The sequence below is a fragment of the Serratia sp. DFXYC6 genome, from assembly GCF_057196085.1.
The window spans coordinates 102638-123447 of the sequence record NZ_JBXUNV010000006.1 but is presented as its reverse complement, the minus strand read 5'-3'; the positions used below and the strand labels follow the sequence as shown (position 1 = coordinate 123447).

The 20810-nt window shown below is 61.0% G+C and carries 18 protein-coding genes; 12 read left to right on the top strand and 6 right to left on the bottom strand.

Annotation, left to right across the window (positions count from 1 at the left end; translation table 11 throughout):
- Positions 1-8 precede the first annotated feature (8 nt).
- A complete protein-coding gene (locus AC2CGQ_RS23005; protein WP_484593902.1) occupies positions 9-1451 on the bottom strand; it encodes a sugar porter family MFS transporter in 1443 nt (480 codons plus the stop codon).
- 556 nt (positions 1452-2007) lie between these two features.
- Here AC2CGQ_RS23005 and AC2CGQ_RS23000 point away from each other — a divergent pair.
- From AC2CGQ_RS23000 to AC2CGQ_RS22985, 4 genes are all read left to right on the top strand, one after another.
- Positions 2008-3513, top strand: coding sequence for a CoA-acylating methylmalonate-semialdehyde dehydrogenase (locus AC2CGQ_RS23000; protein ID WP_015379335.1), 1506 nt, complete (start codon positions 2008-2010; stop codon positions 3511-3513).
- Positions 3514-3590: 77 nt separating this feature from the next.
- Positions 3591-4412, top strand: a complete 822-nt coding sequence (gene iolB / locus AC2CGQ_RS22995) for a 5-deoxy-glucuronate isomerase (protein WP_261239111.1) — start codon at positions 3591-3593, stop codon at positions 4410-4412.
- 174 nt (positions 4413-4586) lie between these two features.
- Positions 4587-4856, top strand: coding sequence for a hypothetical protein (locus tag AC2CGQ_RS22990; protein WP_004930864.1), 270 nt, complete (start codon positions 4587-4589; stop codon positions 4854-4856).
- A gap of 14 nt (positions 4857-4870) precedes the next feature.
- A complete protein-coding gene (locus AC2CGQ_RS22985) occupies positions 4871-5209 on the top strand; it encodes a type II toxin-antitoxin system RelE/ParE family toxin (RefSeq protein ID WP_015379333.1) in 339 nt (112 codons plus the stop codon).
- 41 nt (positions 5210-5250) lie between these two features.
- On the opposite strand, the gene AC2CGQ_RS22980 is transcribed toward AC2CGQ_RS22985, so the two are convergent.
- Together AC2CGQ_RS22980 and AC2CGQ_RS22975 are read right to left on the bottom strand one after the other, a co-directional pair.
- Complete coding sequence (locus AC2CGQ_RS22980) at positions 5251-6087, bottom strand: MurR/RpiR family transcriptional regulator (protein ID WP_004930856.1); 837 nt, start codon at positions 6085-6087, stop codon at positions 5251-5253.
- 203 nt (positions 6088-6290) lie between these two features.
- A complete protein-coding gene (locus AC2CGQ_RS22975) occupies positions 6291-8222 on the bottom strand; it encodes a bifunctional 5-dehydro-2-deoxygluconokinase/5-dehydro-2-deoxyphosphogluconate aldolase (protein WP_484593901.1) in 1932 nt (643 codons plus the stop codon).
- A gap of 547 nt (positions 8223-8769) precedes the next feature.
- Here AC2CGQ_RS22975 and iolD point away from each other — a divergent pair.
- Genes iolD through iolE form a run of 4 tightly spaced genes read left to right on the top strand, consistent with a single transcriptional unit; the run spans position 8770 to position 13639 of the window.
- A complete protein-coding gene (iolD, locus tag AC2CGQ_RS22970) occupies positions 8770-10710 on the top strand; it encodes a 3D-(3,5/4)-trihydroxycyclohexane-1,2-dione acylhydrolase (decyclizing) (protein ID WP_484593900.1) in 1941 nt (646 codons plus the stop codon).
- 35 nt (positions 10711-10745) lie between these two features.
- On the top strand, positions 10746-11759 hold the full coding sequence (gene iolG / locus AC2CGQ_RS22965; protein ID WP_004930848.1) for a bifunctional inositol 2-dehydrogenase/D-chiro-inositol 1-dehydrogenase: 1014 nt from the start codon (positions 10746-10748) through the stop codon (positions 11757-11759).
- A gap of 39 nt (positions 11760-11798) precedes the next feature.
- Positions 11799-12683, top strand: coding sequence for a sugar phosphate isomerase/epimerase family protein (locus tag AC2CGQ_RS22960; protein ID WP_004930845.1), 885 nt, complete (start codon positions 11799-11801; stop codon positions 12681-12683).
- 59 nt (positions 12684-12742) lie between these two features.
- Positions 12743-13639 (top strand): myo-inosose-2 dehydratase, encoded by an 897-nt coding sequence (gene iolE, locus AC2CGQ_RS22955; protein ID WP_015379329.1) that lies wholly within the window; start codon positions 12743-12745, stop codon positions 13637-13639.
- Between the two features lie 60 nt (positions 13640-13699).
- Here the strand turns inward: iolE and AC2CGQ_RS22950 are convergent, their stop codons facing one another.
- Positions 13700-14878 (bottom strand): P1 family peptidase, encoded by a 1179-nt coding sequence (locus AC2CGQ_RS22950; protein WP_088381989.1) that lies wholly within the window; start codon positions 14876-14878, stop codon positions 13700-13702.
- Positions 14871-15386, bottom strand: a complete 516-nt coding sequence (locus AC2CGQ_RS22945; protein ID WP_103086218.1) for a GNAT family N-acetyltransferase — start codon at positions 15384-15386, stop codon at positions 14871-14873. Before AC2CGQ_RS22945 ends, AC2CGQ_RS22950 begins: the two co-directional genes overlap by 8 nt.
- A 390-nt stretch (positions 15387-15776) precedes the next feature.
- Here AC2CGQ_RS22945 and AC2CGQ_RS22940 point away from each other — a divergent pair, with 390 nt between their 5' ends.
- The 4 genes from AC2CGQ_RS22940 (at position 15777) to gntK (ending at position 20046) form a co-directional block, all read left to right on the top strand.
- Complete coding sequence (locus AC2CGQ_RS22940) at positions 15777-16472, top strand: pirin family protein (RefSeq protein WP_004930835.1); 696 nt, start codon at positions 15777-15779, stop codon at positions 16470-16472.
- A gap of 292 nt (positions 16473-16764) precedes the next feature.
- Positions 16765-17760 carry a gluconate operon transcriptional repressor GntR gene (gene gntR, locus AC2CGQ_RS22935; RefSeq protein ID WP_004930833.1) on the top strand — a complete coding sequence of 332 codons (996 nt, stop codon included), beginning with the start codon at positions 16765-16767 and terminating at the stop codon, positions 17758-17760.
- 340 nt (positions 17761-18100) lie between these two features.
- Positions 18101-19417 carry a gluconate transporter gene (gene gntT, locus AC2CGQ_RS22930; protein ID WP_004930830.1) on the top strand — a complete coding sequence of 439 codons (1317 nt, stop codon included), beginning with the start codon at positions 18101-18103 and terminating at the stop codon, positions 19415-19417.
- A 101-nt stretch (positions 19418-19518) separates the two neighbouring features.
- Complete coding sequence (gene gntK / locus AC2CGQ_RS22925) at positions 19519-20046, top strand: gluconokinase (RefSeq protein ID WP_033645624.1); 528 nt, start codon at positions 19519-19521, stop codon at positions 20044-20046.
- A gap of 30 nt (positions 20047-20076) precedes the next feature.
- Here the strand turns inward: gntK and AC2CGQ_RS22920 are convergent, their stop codons facing one another.
- On the bottom strand, positions 20077-20670 hold the full coding sequence (locus tag AC2CGQ_RS22920) for a YhgN family NAAT transporter (RefSeq protein ID WP_025159894.1): 594 nt from the start codon (positions 20668-20670) through the stop codon (positions 20077-20079).
- Between the last annotated feature and the right edge of the window lie 140 nt (positions 20671-20810).

Below are 20810 nucleotides of genomic sequence, written 5' to 3'. Positions count from 1 at the left end.
TTGAGAGATCAGGATTTGTCGTTTTCCAGCGGCAGCGGCTTGCCGTCGGGCAGGGATTGGCGGAGGCGTTTGGCCAGCACCACCTGTTCCATTTTTTCCAGCGAGACGCCTTTGGTTTCAGGAATATAGCGGCCGATAAACCAGTAGCTGAACAGGCAGCAGGCGGCAAAGATCCACATCGGGAAGGCGCCGTGGAAATGCGAGAACAGGTAAGGGTGGTCGTTGATCATCGGGAACGACTGCGACACCGCAAAGTTGGCGACCCACATGCAGCCGACGGCGATGCTCATCCCCTGCGCGCGCATGCGGTTCGGGAAGATTTCCGACACCAGCACCCAGGCGCCGACGCCCCAGGACAGCGCATAAAACACCATGAAGAACAGCATGCCGAACAGCGCGAAATAGCCGGTGGCCTGCGTGTAGAGCGCGTACGAGGTGAGCAGCAGGCCGGCGATGGCGCCCAGCGTGCCGTAACGCATTAGCGGAATGCGGCCCATGCGATCCATCAGCATGGCGCCGATGACCGAACCGACCAACTGCAGCACGCCGATCCAGATGGTTTGGAACAGCGCTTCCTGCGCGTTTTCGGTGACGGTTTTCAGCACCACCGGCGCGTAATACATCATCACGTTGACGCCGGTGACCTGCTGCAACATGGCGATCATGCAGCCGACGAACAGGATGAACCGCACCCGCACATCGCCGTAGTTCAGCTTCCGGTGCTGCTGCTGTTGATCCTGCTGCAGCGAGTCTTTGATTTCTTTCAGCAGATTCTGCGCGTGGGCGGCGTTGGAGACCTTGGTCAACATCGCCAGCGCCTGATCGTCGCGGCCCATCATCACGTTCCAGCGCGGCGATTCAGGAATGACGAACACCAGGATGCAGAACAGAATGCAGGGGATCACGCCCGAGGCGAACATCCAGCGCCAGCCCATTTCCACCAGCCAGGCTTCGCTGGCGAGGCTGGCGATTTTGAAGTTGACGTAGAAAATCACGATCTGGCCGAAGACGATGGCGAATTGCTGCATGCTGAGCGCCCGCCCGCGCATGTCTTTCGGCGACACCTCCGACATGTACATCGGCGACACGGTGGCGGCAATGCCGACCGCCAGCCCGCCGATGATGCGGTAGATGACGAACCAGGTGAAGGTCGGAGCCAATGCGGCGCCGACGGCGGACACGGTGAACAGCAGCGCTGCCAGCATCAGCGCCTTTTTACGGCCCCAGCGCGCCGCCAGCGGCCCGGCGGCGAAGGCGCCGACCACGCAGCCGATCACCACGTTGGAGACTGCCCAGCCGGTTTCGGCCGGGCTGAGATCGAAATAGGCTTTCAACGCTTCGATCGCGCCGGAGATCACGGCGGTATCGTAGCCGAACAGAATGCCGCCCAGGGCGGCGATGCCGCAAATTCGCAATATGTAGCCGGTATTGTGCTTACGCTGATATGACATGTGTTGCTCCGATTTTTATCCTGGCTTCCGTCCGCACGGTTGGGGTGTCGGGAAGAGGGCGAGCGGAAGGGTGTGAACCGTGCCTGTCATCAAGGCGATGTCGTCGATAAATGCTGGAACAAACAAGAACATTTATTTCATAATTAGTGAATAATGGAATATTGATTTTTAGATCCAGTTCAAAAAAAACCGTCGCGAGCGATTCGGGCACCTTGGGCGCTCGAGGGCGTGCGGTAACGGCGACAGGGCAGGCGCAGTGCGGGTTTTCTGTAGCAAAGTCAGTGTGTATTACCCCAACTTTCTCCGCCGCAGTTGCGCTTCCCCTGGCACGGCAATGCAAGCGCCAACCCGATCGACACCGCAAAATTGCGACCTCACGCACTAAAAACAAATTTTTCAAAACAATTTATTTGAAACCTTTTTTTCAATGAAATAGAGTTTGCTGCATCCGGTCAGGATTTAGCCGGCTTGCCGACGGGGTTTGGCGAGCGGGACGATTAACGCCGCGCCGCCTGGGTGTGGCCAGGCGACAGCGGACTTGAAAAGAGGGCGTGACATGAAAACCGTGGGTAACTTTATTGACGGGCAGGTGTGCCTGAGCAGCAGCAATCAAACCGTCGACGTGCACAACCCGGCCAGCGGGCAGGTTGAGCGACGCGTCACGCAGAGCACCGCCGCCGAAGTCAAACAGGCCATCGACGTGGCCCACCGGGCGTTTGCCGACTGGTCGCGCACCACGCCGCTGCGCCGCGCGCGCATCATGTTCAATTTCAAGGCGCTGCTGGAACAGCACCGCGACGAGCTGGCCGAGCTTATCGTCAGCGAACACGGCAAAGTGTATTCGGATGCGCTGGGCGAACTGACGCGCGGCATGGAAGTGGTCGAATTTGCCTGCGGCATCCCGCATCTGATCAAGGGCGAATACTCGCCGGACGTCGGCAGCGGCGTCGACAGTTTCTCGCTGATGCAGCCGCTGGGCGTGGTGGCGGGCATTACCCCGTTCAACTTCCCGGCGATGGTGCCGATGTGGATGTTCCCTATCGCGTTGGCCTGCGGCAATACCTTTATCCTCAAGCCGCCGGCGCTGGTGCCTTCGGCCTCAGTGCGCCTGGCGGAGCTGCTGAAAGAAGCCGGCCTGCCGGACGGCGTGTTCAACGTGGTGCACTGCGCCAATGAAGACGCGGCGCAGCTGTGCACCGATCCGCGCATTCAGGCGGTGAGCTTCGTCGGTTCCTCCACCGTGGCGGAACATATCTATACCACCGCCAGCGCGCACGGCAAGCGGGTACAGGCCTTCGGCGCGGCGAAAAACCAGGCGATCGTCATGCCGGACGCCGATCTGGACGCCACGGTCAACGCGTTGATGGGCGGCGCGTTCGGCTCTGCCGGCGAGCGCTGCATGGCGCTGCCGATCGCCGTGGTGGTCGGTGACGACACCGCCGACAAACTGATCGCCAAACTGAAGCCGCTGATCGCGCAGCTGCGCGTCGGGCCGGGCTTGCAGCAGGGTGGCGAAGAGAATGAAATGGGGCCGCTGGTGTCGTCCGCCCATCAGAAAAAGGTGCTGGGCTACATCGATCTGGGCGTGGAAGAAGGCGCCACCCTGGTGGCCGACGGCCGCAATTATCAGGTGCCGGGCTACCCTGAAGGCTACTACGTCGGCGGCACGCTGTTCGACCATGTGAAGCCGAACATGCGCATCTACCGCGAAGAGATCTTCGGGCCGGTGCTGGGCATCGTGCGGGTGCCGGACTATCGCACCGCCATCGACACGGTCAACGGCCACGAGTTTGGCAACGGCAGCGCCATCTTTACCGGCAGCGGCCACTACGCGCGCCAGTTCGTGCAGGAAGTGCAGGCCGGGATGGTCGGCGTCAACGTGCCGGTGCCGGTGCCGATGGCGTTCCACAGCTTCGGCGGCTGGAAGCGCTCGGTGTTCGGCGCGCTGAACGTGCACGGCACCGACGGCGTGCGCTTCTACACGCGCATGAAGACCGCCACCGCGCGCTGGCCGGCCGGACAACAGACGGTGTCTGAATTCAGCATGCCGACGCTGGGTTAAGCGATCGCAGAGTATGAGCGGGCCGTTGCTCCATGGGGGCAGCGGCCTTTGCACGGGGAGTTAACAGGAGAATCGAAATGTCTTCACTGCTTGCCAAATGTCAGGCGCCGAACGCCGAGGGGCGTATCCAGCACGTGACGCCGGAAAATGCCGGTTGGGGCTATGTCGGCTTTGACGTTTACCGCCTGGCCGCCGGGCAGTCGCTGCGGTTGGAATGCGGTGACAAGGAACTGTGTCTGGTACTGGTGGCCGGTATCGCCTCCGTCGCCACGCTGCGCGCCGAATACCCGCATATCGGCAAACGCATGAGCCCGTTCGAGCGCACGCCGCCTTACGCGGTGTACGTGCCGCACCACGATCGCATCGACGTGCGGGCAGAAACCGATCTGGAGTTGGCGGTGTGCAGCGCGCCCGGCAGCGGCCATCTGCCTTCACGCCTGATCACGCCGGCGGAAATCGGCGTGGAGCGGCGCGGCAAGGGGCGCAACCAGCGGTTGGTGCATAACATTCTGCCGGACAGCGAGCCGGCCGACAGTCTGCTGGTGGTGGAGGTTTACACCGACGAGGGCAACACCAGCTCCTACCCGAGCCACAAGCACGATCGGGAAGACTCGCCGGACGAAACCTATCTGGAAGAGACCTACTATCACCGCATTCAGCCGGAGCAAGGGTTCTGCATGCAGCGCGTCTATACCGACGATCGCACGCTCGACGAATGCATGCCGGTCTACAATCGCGACGTGGTGAAAGTGCCGCGCGGTTATCATCCGGTGGCGACCCTGGCGGGCTACGACAACTATTACCTCAACGTGATGGCCGGGCCGGTGCGGCAGTGGAAATTCACCTGGGAAAAAGATCACGCCTGGATTAACGGCGACGGCTACCCCGCCGCGCAATAAGCGCTTGAGGCCCGGCTTGCCGGGCTTTCTCTTTATCAGGGGATAAATTTGACCTAAATTTGCCCTCTCTCTTGCTCAAATGATAACCTGTCCGCACGCGATTGCTCCCTGGTTGAGTGAATCTAACGAACCGCTGTTATGCAGTGAGAATGCCGGTACACAGGAGGAAAAACTATGACAACCACCATGTCTCAAAAAGCGGCGCGCGAAGGATTAGGTTCGCCCGATCTGTTTGAAGGCGGGGTTTACGTCACAAAAAATGGTGTTGCCGAGCTGTTTGTACAAACGGCGGCTGAGAGAGAGGCCGAAATACGGGAACGCAATCTCGAGCGCCAGTCCAACGCGTTGTTGAAACTGACTATGATGGCGAAGCAAGAGATTAAAAATCAGCGCGGTCTGTCGCCCGAAGAAACCTTGCAGCGGCTGCGTGACGCGCGGAAATAGACCCGAGGTGCAGGATGCCCCAGGAAATACGTTTTACCGTCGCGCCGGCGGCGGAATGGAGCCTGAAAGACATCGAGTCTTATAAGAGCGGAACGATAGGGGCCGTCGCAGCCGGGATGTTCGTGGACAATCTGTTGTTATCGTCCCTCGCGGCAATCGCCGACGATCCCGTCCGCTATCGCTTCAACGCCGTGCTGGCGGGCATGGGAGTGCGGTTGCACGAACGATTGGATCCCGACAGCGAATACCGCGTCATCTATGACTACGACGGCCAAACGGTGGAGATTCTGCTTTTCATCAGCATGAAGCAGGATCTGGAAAGCGCGCTCTACCGCTATTTGTTGCTGCAATAATCCCGCCGCGCCCGAGCCTGTCGGGCGCGTTCACATCCGCCTTACTCGTCCCGGGCGTTATTCAGCGCCAGCGAGACCGCCAGCGTCTGCGCCAGGCACATCGAGGCCACCTGCGAACGGAACCCGTCCACCTGCGCTTCACGCACCACGAAACAGACGTCGCTGAACGCGGCCAGCGGGCTGACCTGGCTGTCGGTGATGGCGATCTGCTGCGCGCCGCGCTTGGCGCCCAATTCCACCAGTTCCACCGCCTCGCGGGCGTACGGCGAATAGCTTATGGCGATCACCACGTCTTTCGGTTTCACCATGCTCAGCTGTTCGGTGAACATGCCGCCCAGGCCGTCGATCAGAAATGCGCGGCGCTCCAGATGGCGCAGCGCATAGGTGAGGTAGGAGGCGACGCTGAACGAGCGGCGCAGGCCGATCACGTAGATGTTTTCGGCGTTGTTGAGCAGTTCGACGGCGCGATCCAATTGCTCGGGGGCAATCTGCATCGCCAGCTGCTGCAGCGCCTGCGCATTGACCATGGTGAATACGTTGAGAATCTCCGCCGGCTTCTCCGGCGCGACGTTGTCGTCGGTAGAGGTTTGGCGGAACAGGCGCGCGCGCTCGGTATAGTTCACCGTTTCTTCCATCAGATGCTGACGGAACACCTGCTTCATTTCGTTGAAGCCGCTGAAGCCGAAGGCGTTGGCGAAACGGATCAGGGTGGAAGGCGGCACGCTGGCCTGTGCGGCGATGGAGGCAACGGTATCGAAAGCGATGCTGTTACTGTTATCCAAAATATAGCGCGCCACCTGCTTCAAACGCTTGCTCAGCGTTTCATAACGGTGGCGGATCTCGTCCTGTAACAGCGAAAGTTGAGTTGGGTTGTTCATCCATTCGGCTCGCAGTGGGGTGAAGGCGTATTGGCCTGATGCCTGAAATATTGACAGGGTATTTTAACAGACGGAGCGGAAATTTCATTTCCTCAAAAAGCGATTTATTCGATCGCACATTGCGCGACTTCACAGAAAAGGGGCAAAAAAATCCCCTTAAAGCGGCGAAATGGCCTTAAGGGGACGTGAACCTGCTGTTGCCGTCAGTGCGTGCCGCCCGCCTGCGGACGGTACTGGCGCCAGAAACCGATCAGCGTCAGGTATTTTTGTTTCACCTGCTCGATCAGGGCCGCGTCGTCGATTTCCCCCTGCAGCCAGCGGCGCGAAGGTTGGCCGAAAATGGTGCGGCCGACGGCGAAACCTTTCACCCAGCGCGCATCCGCGGCGGCGGCGAAGCCCGCCTTCAGCACCGACTCCGGGGAGTCGAGCCCCAGGATCAGCACGCCGCGGCAGAAGGGATCGTAGGTGTCGATCAGGGCACCGACCTGCCGCCAGTTTTCTGCGCTCAGCGGTGGCAGTTTCCACCAGTCGGGCTGAATGCCCAACTGGTAGAAATGCTCAATCATCTCCAGGTAATAACGTTCGTCTTTGTCGGCGTTGCTGTCCGGCAGGATCACCTCCAGCAGCAGCTCGTGGCCGGATTTACAGCAGCCGCGGTAGACGTCGGCGATCAGCTCATCCTGTTCGCGGCGCAGTTCCTCCGCATCGTGCGGGTGATAAAACACCAGGCACTTCACCACGTGCTCCTGCGGCCAGTCGATCAATTGCGAACCGATATTGCCGTGCTCCAGGCGCAGCGGGCGCGAGCTGGGCAGCTCCACCGGCCGGCCGATCCACCATCCCTGGCCAGTGATCTCGTTCAGCGCCGCCTGCCCATAGGTGGTGTCGGCCAGAATGCCGCTGTTGCCGTTGAGGCCGGCCTGCGCGGCAGCCTGTTGCGCCGCGGTGAGCAGCAGGGTCTTCAGGCGCGGAATGCGTTCCTCGCCGACGCCGGCTTCGCGCGCCATGTCCGCCAGCTGCTTGCGGTGATCGAAGGCGAACACGCACAGTTCCGGCCACTGTTGCTTGCGGGTGGTGACCCGGTGCAGGTGGTTCAGGCGTGCGTCGCGGTCCGGGCGCGTGACCTGCTGTTCACGCTGCAGGTAGTCGTCCAGTTCCCGTTTGGTCGGCATCGCCGGCGCGCAGCCGTGGCGCGAAACCACCAATGCGCCGCAGGCGTTGGCGTAGCGGCAGGCCTGCTCCCAGCCCTCATCGTTCAGGTAGCCGCGCAGCAGCCCGGACATAAAGGCGTCGCCGGCCCCCAGCACGTTCAGCACTTCAACCCGCACACCGGCGTGCAGCTTCACCTGCGCCCAGTCGTCGGCGATTTCACCTTCGAACACCGAGCAGCCCTGCGCGCCGCGCTTGCACACCAGCGTGGCCGCGGTAGTCCGGCGCACGTTTTTCAGCGCCGTCAGCGTGTCGGTGCTGCCGCCGGCGATATGAAATTCCTCTTCGGTGCCGACGATCAGATCGAAATGGTGCAGCACCTCCTGCAGTTCGCGGGTCACCTGGTCTGATTCCACAAAGCGGGTTTCGCCGTCGCCCAGCGACGTCAGCCCCCACAGTACCGGGCGGTAATCGATGTCGAGCGCGGTGCGCAGGCCGTGGCGGCGCGCATACTCCAGCGCCTTCAGCACCGCGGCGCGGGTGTTCGGGTGCGACAGGTGCGTGCCGGTGATGGCCAGCGCGCGGGAGGAGGCGATGTAGGCCTCGTCGATGTCGTCCGGCGTCAGCGCCATGTCCGCGCAGTTTTCGCGGTAGAAGATCAGCGGGAAGGTTTCCTGATCCTTGATGCCGAGGATCACCAGGCCGGTTAATCGTTGCTTGTCGGTGATCAGACAGCGGGTATCGGCTCCGACGCGCTGCAGCTCTTCACGCAGAAAGCGGCCCATGTGTTCATCGCCGACGCGGGCCAGCATGCCGGATTTCAACCCCTGAATGGCGGTGCCGTAGGCCACGTTGCCGGAAGAGCCGCCGAGGTATTTGGCGAATGTGCCGGCGTCTTCCAGACGCGCGCCGATCTGCTGAGCATAGAAATCGACGGCGATGCGCCCGAGACAAATGACATCAAGCTGTTTTTGTTGTGTAGCCATACCCGTTTCCTTCTGTTAAGCAAAACTCCGGCGGCGGCCCGAGCGTGGCGCCCTGCAGGAAGCATGGGGACAGTATGGGGAATGAAAATTTCAATTTCAATATGAAATGAAATTTACACCCCAAAAATGTGATGCGTTTAAAACATCGACAGAGGCGTGGGAAAAGGCGATGAATCGGCTGCGCAAGGGCCGCCGGGGCGGAACATAAAAGGGAGGTGAGGGCAGAGGAAAAGGCTGTCAGCCCATGTGCCAACGACTTTTATCGGCCGGTGCGCGGCACGAAGCCCATGAAGGCTGAACCACGAGATGAAACGGGCTTTTCATGCAATATGCGATCTTTATCGCAAAATGAAATGTTTCTTCTGTAATGTGATTTTATGAAAAATATATTTGTTTATAATCGCTTCACGTTTCAGGTTGTCGACTTCGTGAGCAGCGCGGGCATCGCCTGCTCAAGATAATAGCTGCCGCCGCGTAACACAAACACGGGATTGTCGGCTCGGCATGAGCGCTTTCCGGGGCGGCCCTTAATCTAAAGGGTGGGTAAATGGGCAAGATCAGGTTAACCATGGCGCAGGCGCTCGTCAGATTTCTCGATAACCAGTATCTGCTGGCCGACGGCGTGGAAACCAAATTCGTCGCGGGCATTTTCGCGATTTTCGGCCACGGCAATGTGCTGGGGCTGGGGCAGGCGCTGGAACAGGATAGCGGCGATCTGCGGGTGCACCAGGGCCGCAACGAGCAGGGGATGGCCCATGCGGCGATCGGCTTCGCCAAACAGAAGCTGCGCCGGCAAATTTACGCCTGCACCTCATCGGTCGGCCCCGGCGCCGCCAATATGATCACCGCCGCGGCCACCGCCACCGCTAACCGCATTCCTTTATTGCTGCTGCCGGGCGACGTTTACGCTTCCCGCCAGCCGGACCCGGTGTTGCAGCAAATCGAACAGTCTTACGATCTCAGCATCAGCACCAACGACGCGTTCCGTGCGGTGAGCAAATACTGGGATCGCATCGTGCGCCCGGAACAGCTGATGAGCGCCTGCATCAATGCGATGCGCGTGTTGACCGATCCGGCGGAAACCGGCGCGGTGACGCTGTGTCTGCCGCAGGACGTGCAGGGTGAAGCCTACGACTACCCCGACTATTTCTTCCAAAAGCGCGTGCATCGGCTCGATCGCCGCCCGGCGACCGACGGCATGTTGGCGGACGCCTTAGCGCTGCTGACGGCCAAACGCAAACCGCTGCTGGTGTGCGGTGGCGGCGTGAAGTACTCGCAGGCCGGGCGAGCGCTGCGCGAATTCGCCGAGCGCTTCGGCATTCCGTTCGCCGAGACCCAGGCCGGTAAAGGCACGGTATCGAGTGACCATGAATTCAACCTCGGCGGCATCGGCGAAACCGGCTGCCTGGCGGCCAACACGCTGGCCCGGCAGGCCGATCTGGTGATTGGCGTCGGCACCCGTTACACCGATTTCACCACCTCGTCCAAATGGCTGTTCCAACACCCGGACGTCAGCTTCCTCAATATCAACGTCAGCGCCTTCGACGCCGGCAAGCTCGACGGCGTGCAGGTGCTGGCGGACGCCCGCGAGGCCCTGAACGCACTGGGCGCGCTGCTGGCGCAGGCCGATTATCGCGCCGGCTGGGGCGACGCCATCGCCGCGGCGCGCGGTGCCCAGCGTGAAGAGACCGAGCGTGTTTACTCGGTGGAATACAGCGGCGCAGACTTTGTGCCGGAGATAGACGATCACCTCGACCGCGAGCAGGTGTTCGACGAATTTATCGCCCAGACCGGCTCGGCGATGACGCAAAGCCGGGTGCTGGGGGCGCTGAACCGCGAGCTGCCGCCGGACAGCGTGATCGTCGCCGCCGCCGGCAGCCTGCCGGGCGATCTGCAGCGGGTGTGGCACAACCGCGGCGAGCACGGTTACCACGTGGAATACGGCTACTCCTGCATGGGGTACGAGGTGAACGCCGCGCTGGGGGTCAAGCTGGCCGAGCCCCAGCGCGAGGTGTACGCGATGGTGGGCGACGGCGCCTTCATGATGCTGCATTCCGAACTGGTCACCTCGATTCAGGAAGGCTGCAAGATCAACGTGGTGCTGTTCGACAACATGACCAACGGCTGCATCAACAACCTGCAGATGGAACACGGCATGGACAGCTACACCACCGAATTCCGCTTCCGCAATCCACAGGGCGGCAAGCTCGACGGCAAACTGGTGCCGGTCGATTTCGCCATGCTGGCGGCGGCTTACGGCTGTAAAACCTATCGCGTCACCACCGAGCAGCAGCTGCTCGACGCGCTGGCCGACGCCCGCAGGCAAACCGTGTCCACGCTGCTGGACATCAAGGTGCTGCCGAAGACCATGGTGCACAAGTATCTCAGCTGGTGGCGCGTGGGCGGCGCTCAGGTGGCCGACAGCGAAAAAATCGTCGCAGTGGCGCGCAAGCTGCAGGAAAACATCGATAAGGCGCGCGATTACTGATTCGTTTTCATACATTAATCTCGAGGGTAGCGAAAATGACATTGAACATTGGGGTTATCGGCACCGGCGCCATCGGCCGCGATCATATCCGTCGCTGCAGCAAAGTGTTGCAGGGCGCCCGCGTGGTGGCGGTCAACGACATCAACCGCGACAACGCCGCCAAGGTGGTGAGCGATCTGCAGCTGGATGCGCGGGTGTATGACAACGGCCACGATCTGATCAAAGCCGCCGACGTGCAGGCGGTGCTGGTCACCTCCTGGGGGCCGAGTCATGAAGAGTTCGTGCTGGCGGCCATCGCCGCCGGCAAACCGGTATTCTGCGAGAAGCCGCTGGCGGTGACCGCGCAGGGTTGCAAAAACATTGTCGACGCCGAAGCGAAGCACGGCAAACGGCTGGTGCAGGTCGGCTTCATGCGCCCCTATGATCAGGGCTATCGCGCGCTGAAACAGGTACTGACCAGCGGCCAGATCGGCGAGCCGCTGATGCTGCACTGCGCGCACCGCAACCCGACGGTCGGCGAGGCCTACACCACCGATATGGCGATCACCGACACCCTGATCCACGAAATCGACGTGCTGCGCTGGCTGCTCGACGACGACTATGTGTCGGTGCAGGTGGTGTTCCCACGCAAGAGCCCGAAGGCGTTTCCGCACCTGAAAGATCCGCAAATTGTGCTGTTTGAAACCGCCAAAGGGACGCGCATCGACGTCGAAATCTTCGTCAACTGCCAGTACGGCTACGACATTCAGTGCGAAGTGGTGGGGGAAACCGGCATCGCCAAACTGCCGGAACCGTCCTCGGTGCAGATGCGCAGCGGCGCCCGCCTGTCGACCGAAATCCTGACCGACTGGAAGGATCGCTTTATCGATGCCTATGACGTCGAGCTGCAGGGCTTCATCAACGACGTAGCCGCGGGCAAGTTGACCGGGCCTTCCGCCTGGGACGGCTACGCCGCCGCGGTAACCGCCGACGCCTGCGTGGCGGCCCAGCTCAGCGGCGAGATCGTGCCGGTGACCCTGCCGGCGCGCCCGGCGTTTTACGGTAAATAACCGCTCGCAGCGCGTAACCACGATTGCAGAGGAGTGACCATGAAGATCGCTTTTGATGTCGACGTTATCCGGGATTTGGGCGTCACCAAAATGGTTCAGCAGGTGGCGGACTGGGGCTACAAATACATCGAGCAGTCGCCGCACCCGCAGATCAACCCGTTTTACAAACATCCGAAGGCCAGCCGCGAAATCATGGCGGAGTATAAAAACGCCCTAAAAGCGACCGGCGTGGAGATCTCCTCATTTATCGTGGTGTATCGCTGGTCCGGTCCGGGGGAAGATCGCCGCCAGGCGGCGGTCAAAAACTGGCGGCGGATGATCGAAATTGCGGTGGAAATGGGCGTGCAGGTGATCAACACCGAACTGGCCGGCAATCCCAACGAACCGGAGATCTGCGAGGAGCTGTGGTATCGCTCGATGGAGGAGCTGCTGCCGATCGTTGAGCGCGAGGGTATTCGTATGGAGATCCAGTCGCACCCGTGGGACTTCTGCGAGCTGAGCAACGAAACCGCCGATCTGGTGAAGTCGCTGCGCAGCGACCACGTCAAATATCTCTACAGCGTGCCGCACACCTTCTACTACGACAAGGGGCAGGGTGACGTAGCCGGGATGCTGCAGTACGCCGGGGACGATCTGTCCCACGTGCTGATCGCCGACACCATGAACCACACCAAGCACTGCCGCTATATCGTCAACCCGCCGGGCGTTGACGCCGCGGTGCACCAGCACGTCGGCATCGGCGAAGGCGAGGTGAATTTCGACGCCCTGTTCCAGACGCTGCGCGACATGGAATTTGCCAACCGCAGCTTCAAGGTCGGCGGCGAATCGATCATCTGCACCTCGCTGTTCGGTTACCCGGAAAAGATGCCGAGCCAGGCGGTGGCGACCAGAGAACGCATCGAAAGAGAGCTGTTGGGCAAATAATCTGATTCGGCTCGCCGGCGGCGTTTGTACCGGCGGCCCTGCAAGGACCGAGGCAAACCATGAATAAAGACAACGTGAAATTGGCCATTGCGCCGATCGGCTGGACCAACGACGACATGCCCGATCTGGGCAAGGAGAACACCTTCCAGCAATGCGTCAGTGAAATGGCGCTGGCCGGTTTCACCGGCAGCGAAGTGGGCAGCAAATACCCGCGCGATCCGGCGGTGCTGAAACCGATGCTGGATATTCGCGGCATCCAGATCTGCAACGCCTGGTTCAGCACCTTTTTCGCTGACGGCCAGAAAGACAAAACCATTGATGAATTTATCAACCACATGAATTTCCTGCATGCCATGGGCGCCAGGGTGATTGGCTGCTCAGAGCAGAGCAAGAGCATTCAGGGCACCACCAAAGGCGTGTTCGAAGAGAAGCCGTACTTCAGCGATGAAGAGTGGCAGCGCGTGGCCGACGGTTACAACGAGTTGGCGAAGATCGCCGCCGATAAAGGCATGCAGGTGTGCCTGCACCACCACATGGGCACCGGCATTCAGACCACGGCCGAAATCGATCGCTACATGAGCATGGTCAACGACGACGTTTACCTGCTGTTCGATACCGGCCACGCCTACTATTCGGAAGGCAGCCAACAGGCGATGATGGCGATCCTGGAGAAGTATCTGCCGCGGATCAACCATGTCCACCTGAAGGACGTGCGCGATGAGGTGGTGGCGGAAGTGAAGGCCAACAAGCTGAGCTTCCTCGACGGCGTGAAGAAGGGCACCTTCACCGTGCCGGGTGATGGCGTGATCGACTTCAGGCCGGTGTTCAAGCTGCTGGACGAGCGCGGTTACAAAGGGTGGATGGTGGTGGAGGCCGAGCAGGATCCGGCGCTGGCCAACCCGTTCGAGTATGCGGTGAAGGCGCGCCGTTATATTCGGGAAACTGCCGGTATTTAGGCGGTGGGGGGCAATAAAGATCGAGGGGCGCCACCGGCCCCCTTTTTTGATGGCGGCGCGTTAGCCGCCGAGCGTTTGCCAGGTTGTGACCTGGCTGCCCGGCCACGGCGTGGCGGCGTATACGCCCCGGGCGATCGCCCGAGCGAGGGTGTCCGCCGCCAGCGCGCCGATCTGCAGCACCGCCAGTTCGCGGCTGCCCTGTACCTCGCGCTGCCCGGTGGACAGGGCGAACACCACGTCGCCGTCAAACGGGCTGTGCAGCGGGCGAATAGCGCGCGCCATGCCGTCTTGCGCCATGATGGCCACCCGTTTCAACTCCACACGCGTCAGCGCCAGATCGGTGGCGATGCAGGCCAGGGTGGTGTTCTTTCTGCCGCCCTGCGGCTCTTGCACCATCCAGTCTTCGCCCTGCGCGCGCAGTTGCGCCAGCGCCGCCGCGCCGCCGTTGCCGAATTCACCGTCAATTTCATAGGGCGTCGCCCAGAAGGCGCGGGTGCCGGGCGCCACCACCGCTCCCAGGCTGTTGACCGCCACCAGTGCGCCGACGGTAGCGCCGCTGGCGGCAACGATCGATGCCGAACCGAGCCCGCCTTTCAGCTTGCCCATGCCGGTCATGGCGCCGTAGCCGGCGCCGACGGTGCCCAGTGGAAAGTCCAATCCAGCCTTGCCGACCGCGTCGATGCCCAGCTGGCGATACGGCGGCGTGAGCTGCCAGTTTTTATCGCCGCCGTTGGCCAGATCGTACAGGCAGGCGGTGGGCACGATAGGTGAGACCGGCACGCCGGGAGCCGGCCGCAGCGCATAGCCTCTGCCTTGTAGCCCGAGCCAGGCCGCGACGCCGTCCGCCGCCGCCAGGCCGTATACCGAACCGCCGCTGAACGTCAACGCATCGACGGTCTGTACCAAATTGTCTTCACCCAGCGCGTCGGTTTCCCGGGTGGCGGGGCCGCCGCCGCGCACGTCCACGGCGGCAATCGCCGGGCTGTCCGGCAGGATCACCGTCGCGCCGGTGCGCACCCGGCTGTCCTGCGCCACGCCGACCTTCAGGCCGGGCACATCGGTAATCAGGTTGCGGGCGCCAGGGCGACCGGCGGCGGAAGTTGGCATAGCGGCACCTAATGGGGTGAAGGGGGAGAACATGCCGGCGGCGGTCAGGCCGGCCAGCGCGTGTAAAAAGGTTCGGCGGTTGATATTCAGGGGCCGGCGCAGCGGCCCCTGCGGGGGGATGAGATCACGCATCGCCGCGCGGCTGCCCGGAGCGAAAACGCGCCATATGGTAGGCATCGACCAGCACGCCGTCGCGAATGGCGAAAGCGCGGCTGGTGCCTTCAATCTCAAAACCGAACTTGCGATACAGCGCGATGGCCGCCGGGTTGTCGGTGAACACCGTCAGTTCGATGCGCTCGATGGCCGCCCAGTTGTCGCACAGGTCGATCATCGCCTGCATCAGGCGGCTGCCGACGCCTTTACCGTGGTAGCGCGGATCGACGCCGATGCCGAAGGTGGCCACGTGGCGGCGGCGAACGCGCTGATTCAGCATCACGGCTAACTGACCGACAAGCTGCCCGTCAACGAAGGCCGCCAGGTTATGCGTGCCCGGTTCGGGGTTGGCGAGGCGTTTCTGCCAGGACTCGACGGACGGTAGCGGGAGCTGCAGCGTATCGCGGTAGACGGGCGTCTGAGAATAAAGATGATGCAGAGCCTGAGCATCCGATGTTCCCACGTGGCGTATCACGATCTCGCTCATCTCGCTGCTCCTTTTGCTTACCGGTTGAATAACCTCTGAATTTATCCGTTTACTGCCTTGAGTCAATATTATTTCAACGGGTCAAAAAAAACGCTTTACAGGTGCGAATGATAATGATTATTATTGCGATGCGTTCCGGGGAGGGCATCAATCCTTGATACTCTCGCTGCGAAGGCACGACATTGCTCACATTGCTTCCAGTGTTTACTTAGCCAGCTCGGGTGCTGGCTTTTTTTTTTGCCCTTTTTCAGCCGGTTCCGCTTTCAACAAATCCGCTGCCCATCCGCTGTTTCATTCCATCGAAATTTTTGAACAGAGGCATGAGTTTTTTACGCTTTCTTATTCTGCTGGCAGGACTAGACTGTAAAAAAACATTGAGGAGAGTTGAAAATGATTTATGTACGTAAAGCGGAAGACCGCGGCCACGCCAATCATGGCTGGCTGGATAGCTGGCACACCTTCTCATTTGCCGATTACTACGATCCGAATTTTATGGGGTTCTCGGCGCTGCGAGTGATCAACGAAGATGTGATCGACGCAGGGCAGGGTTTCGGTACTCACCCGCATAAAGACATGGAAATCCTGACCTACGTGCTGAGCGGTACGGTGGAACATCAGGACAGCATGGGCAACAAGGAGCAGATCCAGGCCGGTGAATTCCAGATCATGAGTGCGGGCACCGGGGTGCGTCACTCTGAGTACAACGCTAATCAGGATCGTCCGTTGCACCTGTACCAGATTTGGATCATCCCGGATCAGGTCGGGCTGGAGCCGCGCTACGAGCAGCGCATGTTCGACGCGCCGCAGGGCCGTCAGCTGGTGCTGTCGCCGGATGCGCGTGACGGCTCGCTGAAGGTGTTCCAGGATATGACGCTGTCGCGTTGGGCGCTGAATAAGGGCGAGCAGGGGGAATGCCCGATTGCCGCCGGCCGTCGCGTTTGGATCCAGGTGGTGCGCGGCAAGGTCTCGGTCAACGGCCAGACCGCCGGCATCAGCGACGCGTTCGCGGTGTGGGATGAATCGGCGCTGACGATCCAGGCCGACGAAGAGAGCGAAATCCTGCTGTTCGATCTGCCGCCGGTGTGATTAAGCGGTAAATTTCAAGGGCTCACGATGTGAGCCCTTGAGGTTAATGACACGTCTGACGATGTTGCCTGACTTGACGCCGCCAGCATATAAAAACAAGGAAAATCAATTTATTGATTTTCGGCTAATCATCACAAAGGGGGAAAAACCACGCTTTTTCCCCCTTTGTCAGCGTATGAAGGGCTCACGGTGTGAGCCCTTTTTGCGTTGGCCGTCGCATAACCGACAATATCGGCCCGCCGTTTTTTTTGCTAAAATGACTGCCCATTCACGGTTAGTCAGTTCATTGAAAATGAAGAAAAAACGGCCGGTACTCCAGGATGTGGCAGACAAGGTGGGCGTGACCAAGATGACGGTGAGCCGTTATCTGCGCAATCCCGACCAGGTTTCCGCCGCCCTGCAGCAAAAAATCGCCGTCGCGCTGGATGAGCTGGGCTACATCCCCAACCGCGCGCCGGATATCCTCTCCAACGCCACCAGCCGGGCGATTGGCGTGCTGTTGCCGTCGCTGACCAACCAGGTGTTCGCCGAAGTGCTGCGCGGCATCGAAAGCGTGACCGACGCGCACAACTACCAGACCATGCTGGCGCACTATGGCTACCTGCCGGAACGTGAAGAAGAGCGTCTGACCTCGCTGCTGTCTTACAATATCGACGGCCTGATCCTGTCCGAGCGCCACCATACGCCGCGTACCCTGAAGATGATCGAGGTGGCGGGCATTCCGGTGGTGGAGCTGATGGACTGCGTCTCGCCGTGCATCGATCTGGCGGTGGGCTTCAACAACTTCGAGGCGGCGCGCCAGATGACCCAGCAGATCATCGCGCACGGCCATCGTCACGTGGTCTATTTCGGCGCTCGTCAGGATGAGCGTACCATCATCAAGCAGCAGGGGTATGAGCAGGCGATGCGTGAATCCGGCCTGGAGCCGTACAGCATCATGACCGCGCGTTCTTCCTCTTATTCCGCCGGCGGCGAGCTGTTGCGCCAGGCGCAGCGTGACTACCCGCAGATCGACAGTATCTTCTGCACCAACGATGACCTGGCGATCGGCGCGGCCTTCGAATGCCAGCGGCAAGGGCTGTCGATCCCGCAGGACATGGCGATCGCCGGTTTCCACGGCCATGACATCGGCCAGGTGATGGTGCCGAAGCTGGCCAGCGTGCTGACGCCGCGCGAACGCATGGGCCAGATCGGCGCCGAGCGCTTGCTGGCCCGGCTGCGCGGCGAAACGGTGTGCCCGCGCATGGTGGACGTCGGTTTCACCGTGATCCCCGGCGGCAGCATCTGAGCCATTTTAACGTTCTGTTTTAACACTCTTTCTTTTTACAGCGCGCCCTGAGGCGCGCTGGTTACCCCGCCTGTAAGCCCGCCGCTCGTTGCCGGCATAAGTTTGATCTCTGTCCCAGAACGCGAATTTTAGCCGGTTACCCGGTTCCGGCGCACTCGTTGTTACCGGTATCATGATACCGGTAACAACGAGTGCGCGGTCATCTTGCTGCAAGACTGAACCTCTGACTCAACAACACCTACAGCTCTTCTTAAACACCGGGAAAGAGCCTAAAAATAAAACAACCGCACGCTTTACGCCTATTGTAAAGAGAGTCGCGATAAAAGGTTGGAGAAAAACTATGCCATTAGTGATTGTTGCAGGCGGCGTAGCGCTGCTGCTGCTGCTGATGATCCGCTTCAAGCTGAACGGCTTTATCTCTCTGGTTCTGGTTGCTTTGGCGGTCGGAATCGCGCAGGGTATGCCGGTCGATAAGGTCATCGGCTCCATCAAGGCCGGCGTGGGCGGCACGTTGGGCAGCCTGGCGCTGATCATGGGCTTCGGCGCCATGCTCGGCAAACTGCTGGCGGACTGCGGCGGCGCACAGCGCATCGCCACCACGCTGATCGACAAGTTCGGCAGAAAACACATTCAATGGGCGGTGGTGCTGACCGGCTTCACCGTCGGCTTCGCGCTGTTCTACGAAGTGGGCTTCGTGCTGTTGCTGCCGCTGGTGTTCACCATCGCCGCCTCCGCGCGTATCCCGCTGCTGTACGTCGGCGTGCCGATGGCCGCCGCGCTGTCGGTGACCCACGGCTTCCTGCCGCCGCACCCAGGCCCGACCGCCATCGCCACCATCTTCCATGCCGACATGGGTAAAACCCTGCTGTACGGCACGCTGCTGGCGATCCCGACGGTGATCCTGGCCGGCCCGGTCTATGCCCGCTTCCTGAAAGGCATTGACAAGCCGGTGCCGGAAGGCCTGTACAACCCGAAAACCTTTACCGACGCGGAGATGCCAAGCTTTGGCGTCAGCGTCGCCACGTCGCTGGTGCCGGTGATCCTGATGGCGCTGCGCGCGGTCGCTGAAATGGTGCTGCCGAAGGGCCACAGCCTGCTGCGCTTCGCCGAGTTCTTCGGCGACCCGGTGATGGCCACCCTGATCGCCGTGCTGATCGCCATCTTCACCTTCGGCCTGAACCGTGGCCGTACCATGGATGAAGTGATGGGCACCATCACCGACTCGATTAAAATCATCGCCATGATGCTGTTGATCATCGGCGGCGGCGGCGCCTTCAAGCAGGTGCTGGTGGACAGCGGCGTTGAGAAGTACATCGCCGGCCTGATGGAAGGCAGCAACGTTTCGCCGATCCTGATGGCCTGGTCGATCGCCGCCGCGCTGCGTCTGGCGCTGGGTTCCGCCACCGTGGCGGCGATCACCGCCGGCGGCATCGTGGCGCCGCTGATCGCCACCACCGGCGTCAGCCCTGAGCTGATGGTGATTGCGGTCGGTTCCGGCAGCGTCATCTTCTCGCACGTCAACGATCCGGGCTTCTGGCTGTTCAAGGAGTACTTCAACCTGAGCATCATGGAAACCATCAAATCCTGGTCGGTGCTGGAAACCATTATCTCGGTGTGCGGCCTGGTGGGCTGTCTGCTGCTGGCGACGGTCGTATAATCTTTATCCGGCGCCCTGCGGGGCGCCGGCGTTCCAGAGTATCTTTATCAGTTGGGACGCATTTGGCGCGCTCGCGCCAGTTCCCATAAGGGCATGACACAATGAGCAATCCGCAGAATCACGTATTTGTTTTGATGGGCGTTTCCGGCAGCGGCAAATCCGCCGTGGCCAGCGCTGTCGCTCACCAGGCCAACGCCGCCATGCTGGACGGCGATTACCTGCACCCGCGTGCCAACATCATCAAAATGTCCTCCGGGCATGCGTTGGACGACAACGATCGCGCGCCGTGGCTGGCGGCCCTGAACGACGCCATCTTCGCCATGCAGCGCACCAACGACGTGTCGCTGCTGGTGTGCTCGGCGCTGAAGAAAAGCTATCGCGACCGCCTGCGCGAAGGGAATAGCAACCTGCATTTCCTGTATCTGAAAGGCGACCAGTCGGTGATCGAGGAGCGCCTGAAGCAGCGCAAGGGCCACTTCTTCAAGCCGCAGATGTTGATTTCCCAGTTCGCCACGCTGGAAGAGCCGGGCGAGCAGGAGCCGGATGTGCAAGCGATCGACATCAACCAGCCGCTGGACGGCGTGGTTGCCGATACGCTCGCCTATATTCGCCGCGTTACCGCCCGCTAAGCGCGGACCGTTGTCGGCGCCGCCAGGCGCCTACAGCTTCATGTAAGCCCGCACGCCGTCCAGGAACATCTGGGTCGACAGCATCACCAGAATCAGCCCCATCAACCGCTCCAGCGCGCTGACGCCTTTGCTGCCCAGCAGGCGCAGGAACAGGTTCGACATCAGCAAAATGGCCGCAGAGAGGCCCCAGGCGATCAGCAGCGCCGCCACCAAATGCGGCAGCTGATGCGGATACTGGTGCGACAGCAGCATCAGCGCTGCCAGAATCGACGGCCCGGCCACCAGCGGGATCGCCAGCGGCACCAGGAATGGCTCCTCGCCGGCGGACAGCCCGGAGCTGTTTCCCTCCTGCGAGGGAAAAATCATCTTGATGGCGATCAGAAACAGGATGATGCCGCCGGAAATGGAGACGGTTTCGGTGCGCAGGTTGAGGAACGCCAGAATTTTCTCGCCGGCGAACAGAAAGATCAGCATCAGCAGCAGGGCGATCAGCAGCTCGCGAATCAACACTACGCGGCGGCGGCGCGGCTCCAGGTGCTTGAGCACCGACATGAAAATCGGCAGGTTGCCCAGCGGATCCATAATTAAAAACAGCAATACCGTAGCGGAAATCATCTCTGTCATGGTGACCTCGTGATCGGGAAAACGCCTCGGCCTTTTCGGCCGCGTCCTTGCCTATAAGAAGGATTGCTGAGAAATCCCCAGCCATCGAATAAATTCACTTTGCGCCCGCGCCGACATTTTGTAAGGTGAGGAGATATTGC